Annotated in this window: 10 protein-coding genes; all 10 read left to right on the top strand. The window is 58.7% G+C overall.

Annotated elements, in window-relative coordinates:
- The coding region (locus NFS22_RS22660) for a LysM peptidoglycan-binding domain-containing protein (protein WP_251319913.1) at positions 1-375 on the top strand (375 nt) is incomplete at its 5' end.
- Positions 372-1,337, top strand: a complete 966-nt coding sequence (locus NFS22_RS22665; RefSeq protein WP_160233036.1) for an XkdQ/YqbQ family protein — start codon at positions 372-374, stop codon at positions 1,335-1,337. The genes NFS22_RS22660 and NFS22_RS22665, both read left to right, overlap by 4 nt.
- On the top strand, positions 1,327-1,749 hold the full coding sequence (locus tag NFS22_RS22670) for a DUF2577 domain-containing protein (RefSeq protein ID WP_251319914.1): 423 nt from the start codon (positions 1,327-1,329) through the stop codon (positions 1,747-1,749). Before NFS22_RS22665 ends, NFS22_RS22670 begins: the two co-directional genes overlap by 11 nt.
- Complete coding sequence (locus tag NFS22_RS22675; RefSeq protein ID WP_160233037.1) at positions 1,749-2,159, top strand: DUF2634 domain-containing protein; 411 nt, start codon at positions 1,749-1,751, stop codon at positions 2,157-2,159. Before NFS22_RS22670 ends, NFS22_RS22675 begins: the two co-directional genes overlap by 1 nt.
- Positions 2,160-3,377, top strand: a complete 1,218-nt coding sequence (locus NFS22_RS22680; RefSeq protein ID WP_160233038.1) for a baseplate J/gp47 family protein — start codon at positions 2,160-2,162, stop codon at positions 3,375-3,377.
- Positions 3,370-3,999, top strand: a complete 630-nt coding sequence (locus NFS22_RS22685; RefSeq protein WP_251319915.1) for a putative phage tail protein — start codon at positions 3,370-3,372, stop codon at positions 3,997-3,999. The genes NFS22_RS22680 and NFS22_RS22685 overlap by 8 nt, the downstream gene beginning before the upstream one ends.
- Before the next feature lie 2 nt (positions 4,000-4,001).
- Positions 4,002-4,739 carry a phage tail-collar fiber domain-containing protein gene (locus NFS22_RS22690; RefSeq protein ID WP_160233040.1) on the top strand — a complete coding sequence of 246 codons (738 nt, stop codon included), beginning with the start codon at positions 4,002-4,004 and terminating at the stop codon, positions 4,737-4,739.
- Positions 4,740-4,741: 2 nt separating this feature from the next.
- The gene (locus tag NFS22_RS22695) at positions 4,742-5,293 is read left to right on the top strand and encodes a four helix bundle protein (RefSeq protein WP_160233041.1); all 552 of its coding nucleotides are present in this window, start codon (positions 4,742-4,744) and stop codon (positions 5,291-5,293) included.
- Positions 5,294-5,670: 377 nt separating this feature from the next.
- Entirely contained in the window at positions 5,671-6,696 is a 1,026-nt protein-coding gene (locus NFS22_RS22700; RefSeq protein ID WP_251319916.1) for an RNA-directed DNA polymerase, read from the top strand.
- On the top strand, positions 6,696-7,172 hold a 477-nt coding region (locus NFS22_RS22705), incomplete at its 3' end, for a DUF6273 domain-containing protein (protein WP_251319917.1). The genes NFS22_RS22700 and NFS22_RS22705, both read left to right, overlap by 1 nt.

Below are 7,172 nucleotides of genomic sequence, written 5' to 3' on the forward strand. Positions count from 1 at the left end.
GGGCGGACCCTCTACGACACCAACATGAGGGTGAGCGTGGAGGACTACAACATCGTGGAGGACGCCACCAAGGGCCTGGACGTGGCCGTGGATGTCAACCTCAAGCAATGGAGGCCCTACGGGACCAAGACCGCCACTGTGGAACAGCCTGCCGAAAGCGGCCAGGCGGCCACGGTGACGGTGGAAAAAGAGCGGGACGCCAGCACGGCTCCCACCGCCAAGACCTACACGGTCAAGGCCGGTGACAGCCTGTGGGCCATCGCCGCCAAGTATTACGGCAAGGGGGCCGAATACTCAAAGATTGCCAGCGCAAACACGGACAAAATCAGCAATCCCAATTTAATCTATCCGGGGCAGGTGCTCACCATCCCATGACCTATGAGCTGATTATCCAGCACAATGGGACAGTGATGTTTCCCGCCGTGGTGGAGGACGTGACCATAGAGTGGGAGCGCCAGGGACAGCCCGGAAAACTATCCTTTGAGGTAGTAAAGACGGACGGCCTGAGCTTTCAAGAGGGGGACCCCTGCCGTTTTTCCGTGGACGGCTCCCCCATTTTCTATGGCTTTGTCTTTGAGAAATCCCGCAAGGGCAGCAACCCCAAGGTCATCAAGGTCACCGCCTATGACCAGCTCTATTACCTCAAGAATAAGGACACATACGTCTACACCGATAAAACCGCCACGGAGGTCATCCAGATGGTGGCGGATGACTTCCAGCTCAACCTTGGAAGTTTGGAGGGCACCGGCCACAAGATTGCAAGCCGGGTGGAGGACAACCAAACCCTCTTTGACATCATCCAAAACGCCTTGGACGAAACCCTCAAGGCCACCGGCAAGATGTATGTGCTTTTCGATGACGCCGGAAAGCTGACCCTCAAGGCGCTGGGGAGTATGAAACTGGGCATGGTCATTGACGATGAAACCGCCGGTGATTATGATTATAAAAGCTCCATTGCCTCCCAGACCTATGACAAAATCAAGCTGTCCTATGAGAACAAGGACACCGGCAAGCGGGAAATCTACATTGCCCAGGACGGCTCACACATCAACCAGTGGGGCGTCCTGCAATACTATGAAAAAATCGACAGCACCGCCAACGCAAAGGCGATGGCGGACGCCCTGCTGGACCTCTACAACACCAAGACCCGGACGCTCAAGCTCCAGGACGTTTTGGGGGACGTGCGGGTCCGGGCGGGCACGCTGCTGGTGGTGACCCTGGGCCTGGGGGACATCAACCTCTCCAACTACCTCATGGTGGAACAGGTCAAGCACACTTTCAAGGAGAGCGTGCACCTTATGGACTTGAAAATGAGGGGTGGTACATTTGTCGCTTGACATCAATGAGCTGGTCAAGGCGGTCAAGCAGGCCGCCGTGGAGGCCGTGCGGGCGGAGGCTCCTGTGGCCGTGTGCTATGGCACCGTGACCTCCGCCTCCCCGCTCAAAATCCAGGTGGACCAAAAAAAGACCCTGACCGACCCCCAACTCATCCTCACCGACAACGTGCGGGACTTCAATGTGGAGATGTCCACCATTGAGGGCACGGGCAAAAGCCTGGGGCCGCACTACACGGAGGACGAAAGCGGCGGCTCCGGCTATCCGGCCTTTGCGGCCCACAAGCACCGATACCAGGGCCGGAAAAAGTGGCGAGTGCACAACGCCCTCAAGGTAGGGGAAAAGGTCATCCTGCTGCGCTGTGACGGCGGGCAAAAATACATTGTTTTGGACAGATGGGAGGCGAGAGAATAATGGCAACTTTACCCACCACGGGGGATGACCTGGACCTCATCACCTTTGTCATGGGCGAACAGCCCGGATATACCCACAAGCTGGACATTGACCGGCAGCGGGTGAGCGGCATGACGGACAAGCGGGATGCGCTTTATCAGGCCATCTATCTCATTTTGAATACGGAGCGCTACGCCTACCCTATCTATTCCCGCAATTACGGCTCCGAATTTTCGGACCTCATAGGCAAGCCCAAGGACTATGCCATGAGCGAGATGAAACGCCGCATCACGGAGGCGCTGGAGCAGGATGACCGCATCACCGGCGTGGGCAACTGGAGCTTTGAAACGGGCAGAAAAACGGTCCTGGCCAACTTCACCGTCTACACCATCTATGGTGAGATAGACTTTTCAAAGGAGGTTGAGGTGTAGATGTTTGAATACAACACCTATGAGGTGCTGGTCAAAAGCGCTCTTTCCCGTGTGTCCAATGACATTGACAAACGGGAGGGCTCCATGGTGTTCAACGGCGTGGCTCCCTCCATGGCGGAGCTGGCCCAGCTCTTTATAGGGCTTGACTTCGTTTTTAAGGCCACCTACCTGCTGACCGCCCCCAGGGAATACCTCATCAAGCGGGCCTCTGACCGCAACATGGCCCCCAAGCCCGCCAGCCCCGCCGTGTTCCGGGCGGAGTGTAACATTGAGGTGCCGCTGGGCACCCGTTTCTCCTGCGAGGACATCAACTTTGTGGTGACCGCCCGCATGGAGGAGGCTGACACAGAGGACGCCGTGAGCCATGAGGTGACCTGCGAAAAGGCCGGAGCCCTGGGCAACGGCTACACCGGGCATCTCATCCCCGTGGAGTATGTGAACGGGCTGACCCGTGCGGAGCTGGTGGAGCTGCTGGTGCCCGGTGAGGACGATGAGGAAACAGAGGCTTTCCGCCAAAGGGTGCTGGACAGCTTTCAATCCCAGGCCTTTGGCGGCAACCAGGCGGACTACAAGGAAAAGGTGCTTGCCATGCCCGGCGTGGCCGCCCTCAAGGTCCACCCCGTCTGGAATGAGGGGCTGAGGCCCAGCACCCTCATCCCCGGCGATGAGGTCACAGCCTGGCTGGAGGCCTCTGTGGGGGCCCTGGAGCCCGCTGTGGCGGCCTGGCTGACCGCCGTATATACAGCGGCCAAGGACAAGCTGCTGACCGTTGGAGGCACCGTCAAGCTGGTCCTGCTGGCCGCCAACAACACCGTCCCCACCGACACCCTCATTGATGAGGTGCAGACGGCGGTGGACCCCACGGAAAACGCCGGGGAGGGCCTGGGGCTTGCCCCCATCGGCCATGTGGTCCATGTGACCGGCGTGACCCCGGAGCCCGTCAACGTCACCCTCAACCTGACCTTTGCCCCCGGCTGGAGCTGGGAGGCGGTGCAGAGCTATGTGACGGGCGCTCTGGACGCCTATTTTTCGGAGCTGACCGGGCAATGGTCCAGCTCCGATTTTTTGACCGTGCGCATTTCCCAGATTGAGAGCCGTATTTTGTCCGCCTGCCCCACGATGGTCACGGACATTGGCGGCACGAAAATCAACGGGAAAGAGGAAAACCTGGTGCTGGGCCCGGACAGCATCCCGGTGAGGGGGGCTGTGAGTGGATAGAAAGCTCATCAACTACCTGCCCCCGGTGCTGCGGGATGTTACGGAATTTAAGGCCATCAACGATGCCAACGAGCCGGAAATCTCCCTTGCATGGGACGGCCTTGACCGGGTGATGGCCAATCAATTCCTGGATGACGCCGATGAGCGGGGGGTGTCCGTGTGGGAGCAGGAGCTAAAAATCCACCCCAAGGACACGGACACGCTGGCGGTCCGCAAGGCCCGTGTCAAAGCCCTGTGGAACCGGGAGCTGCCCTATACGGTCCCCTGGCTCAAGAACTGGCTCCAAGGCCTGTGCGGGCCCCAGGGCTATGAGGTGGCCATCGTGGACTACTCCATCCACATCCAGCTTGACTATACCATCCTGCCGGACGCCGCCCTCATTGCGGAGCAAATCATGGACCTGCTGCTGGCGGTCCGTCCCTCTAATATGTGGATGCTCATGGTGTCCTTTGTGCAATCGGATGGCATCGTGCAGATGGGGGCCATGACGGAGCGGTCCGTCTACATGGACGTGTGGCCCATGCTGGTCAATGAGCTGGAAAGCGCTGGCGGTGTCAGCATGGCCGGGCCGCTGGAGTATCACGCCACCGTTGAAATCTACCCATACAAGGAGGAGCAATAAAAATGCCTGATATTGAGAAACGATACGGCACGAAAATCACCGCCGTGGGGGCCGCCCGCATCACTGCCTGCGTTCTGGCGGGCACCAAGCTGAAAATCACCCAGGCCGCCGCCGGTGACGGTGGTGGGGGCTACTATGTGCCCACGGTGGACCAAACGGAGCTGGTGGCAGAGCTGTGGCGGGGCCCCATCGTGTCTGCCGTGCAAAATCCCGCCGTGCCCAATATGCTGGATGTCAAAATCGTCATTGATGACAGCGTGGGCAATTTTGTCTGCCGTGAGATGGGGCTTTTCAGTGAGGACGGTGAGCTCATCGCCATTTGCAACACCCCGGACACGGAAAAGGTGGCCATCTCCACCGGCGTGGACGGGCGGCTCACCATGGTCATGCACATTGTTGTGGCGGACGCCTCCGTGCTGGAGTTTACCATCATCCCCGCCCTGGACGTGGTGAGCCGGGAGGACCTGGAGCGGGCTATTTCTGAGCACAACACGGACCCCGCCGCCCATGAGGACATCCGGCAGGCCATCACGGACGCCGTGGAAACCCATGACAACGCTGCCGATGTGCACCCGGAACTCCAGAACACGGTGGGAGGCATTGACGCCCGCCTGGCTGTCCTGGAGCTGAAATACGGCACCAACATCACCGGCAACTCTTTCACCGTGACCTTTGCCGCCCTCACCGGGCTGGTGGTGACTGGCGTGTGGAATGAAACCTACCAGCGGGTGGAGTTTTAGCCATGCCCAATTATGACATCATCCCTCTGGCCCTTGACCTGCTGGAGTACACCATCCAGCGGGTCAAGGCCAAGGAGGCCGAATACCGGCAGGTCAAGGGCTACGTCATGGAAAACTGCCAGCTTGTGGAGCGGGTGCTTTACGAAAAGGTCAAGGATGACGGCAAGCCCCATTTCCCCAAATCCCAGACGTTCCACCTGTGCGCCCGGCTGGAGGACTGTGCCGCTGACATCCTGGAAAAGTGCATCTCCGCCGATGGCCGTTTCTTTGAAACGGAGTATGAGGAGCGGCTGCGGGACCTGGACGTTGTGGTGGTCAAGTGTGACACCATGCTCCAGTATATCAACCTCAGCTTTAAGAAAGGGTACATTTCCGGGGACCAATGCCACTACTGGGCGGAGATGGTCCGCCCGGTCAAGCAAAAGGCCTTTAACTGGCGGAGGAATGACGGCACCCGTGCCGCCGCACTTCGGGAGGCCAAGGCGGCCCAGGAGCTTGCCCAGATGGCGCAAATGGCCCAGCAGATTGCGGAGGCCATGCAGCGGAGCCCCTAAAGCGGATATACCAGCCAAAGGCTGTTATATTTGGGTGTGACCTATATTTTGCGTTTTCCCCGAACACGAACAACACCAACAACGCCTGGAACTTGAACTCCGATGGCAACCTCAACAACAACAACTGCTCCAACACCAACGGGTCCCGCCCCGCTCTGATGGTCAAGGCCGGACTGAGTAGGCCCAAAGCCGAAAACAGCGCCATCCATCACATCAAAGGAGGTCACATCCAGCCTTGAGTTTTTCAAGGCAAACACATTGCGCCGATGCCGCCCGCCCGGCATTGAACGGGAGGGGGCTGCTGGTCCTGTCACCCGGCACCTAAACGGCGCATGATGAGAGGATGGCCAGCCGTACAAAGACAGGAGGCCACCCGCTTGAGATTTTCCGATATTTGCACCTTTGCGGTGCTCTACGCCGCATATCTTGCCGCCCGGAGGGGCAAGCGCTCCAGAGCTGCCACGGCCCACTACGAGGCCCACCTGCTGGAGCGCATCATCAACCTGGTCTATATCCTCCGCACGAAAATATATAGGCCGGGCCGTTTCCGTGTGTTCTACGTTTTCGAGCCCAAGAAAAGGCTGGTGCAGGCCCCGGCGTTTGTGGACAAAGTGGTCCAGCACGCCATAGTGGACAATCTGCTCTATGACCGCATCACGCACAGCTTTATCCTGGATAACTACGCATCCCAAAAGGGCAAGGGCCTCCACTTCGGCCTGGACCGCCTCAAGGGCTTTTTCACGGAATACTGGAACAAATACCGCACGGCGGAGGGCTGGGTCCTCAAGTGTGATGTGCGCAAATTCTTTGCAAGTATAGACCATGACAGGCTCAAGGAAAAGCTGCAAAAGCTGGACCTTGAGCCTGTTGTTTATGACCTGCTCTGTACTTACATCGACTGCTCAGACGGCTTGCCCCTGGGCTATCAGACCAGCCAGCTCTTTGCCCTGCTATTCCTGGACGATTTTGACCACTTCGTCAAAGAACGGCTCCACATCCGCTGGTATGGCCGGTATATGGATGACTTTTTCCTCATCCACCCGGACAAGGAATATTTGCAATTTTGCCTCCGGGAAATCAAGGCCTACATGGCCAGCCTGGGGCTGGAGCTCAATGAGAAAACCCAGATTTTCCCCTTGCGCAACGGGATTGACTTTTTGGGCTTTCACACCTACCTCACGGACAGCGGCAAGGTCATCCGCAAGCTGCGGCACAGCAGCGTCAAGCGGATGCGGTCCAAGCTCCGCCGGTGGGAGCGGGACTACCCCACGGGGCAGGTCACCCGTGAGGAAATCCTGCAATCTTGGCAGGCGTGGGATGCCCACGCCGCTCACGGCAACACCTGGCTCCTGCGCCAGCAAGTGCGGGACCGTGTGCAAAACATTCTAAAGGAGGTCATCTAATGGCAACTGTCACCCTTGGCAGCAAGGCAGAGGGCTCCATCATCAAGCTCAAGGAAAACGGCGTGCTGGTGGAGTTTTACATTGCCAAGCAGAACTATGAAAGCGGGCTGAACGGAGCCGGGCGGGTGCTGGTGGTCCGCAAGGACTGTTATGACCAGCGCCAGTGGCACAGCTCCAACATCAACGCCTACGCCAGCAGCGCCATTGACACCTGGCTCAACGGCACCTACAAGAACCTGCTGGACGCCAACATCCGCACGGCGATGGGCACCACCAAAATCTACTACACTCCCGGCAACGGGAACAACAGCAAGACCACCTTGCAGCGGTCCGTGTTCCTGCTGTCCGCCACGGAGCTGGGCCAGTCCCACACCTACATGAACGCTGAGGGCACGGCGCTGTCCAGCACGGTCCTCAATCTGCTGAAAATCGCAAAGCTGAATGGCTCCGCATATCCTCAGTGGACCCGTTCCCCG

The sequence above is a fragment of the Flintibacter muris genome (assembly GCF_943192995.1).
In the GTDB taxonomy this organism is placed as follows: domain Bacteria; phylum Bacillota; class Clostridia; order Oscillospirales; family Oscillospiraceae; genus Lawsonibacter; species Lawsonibacter muris.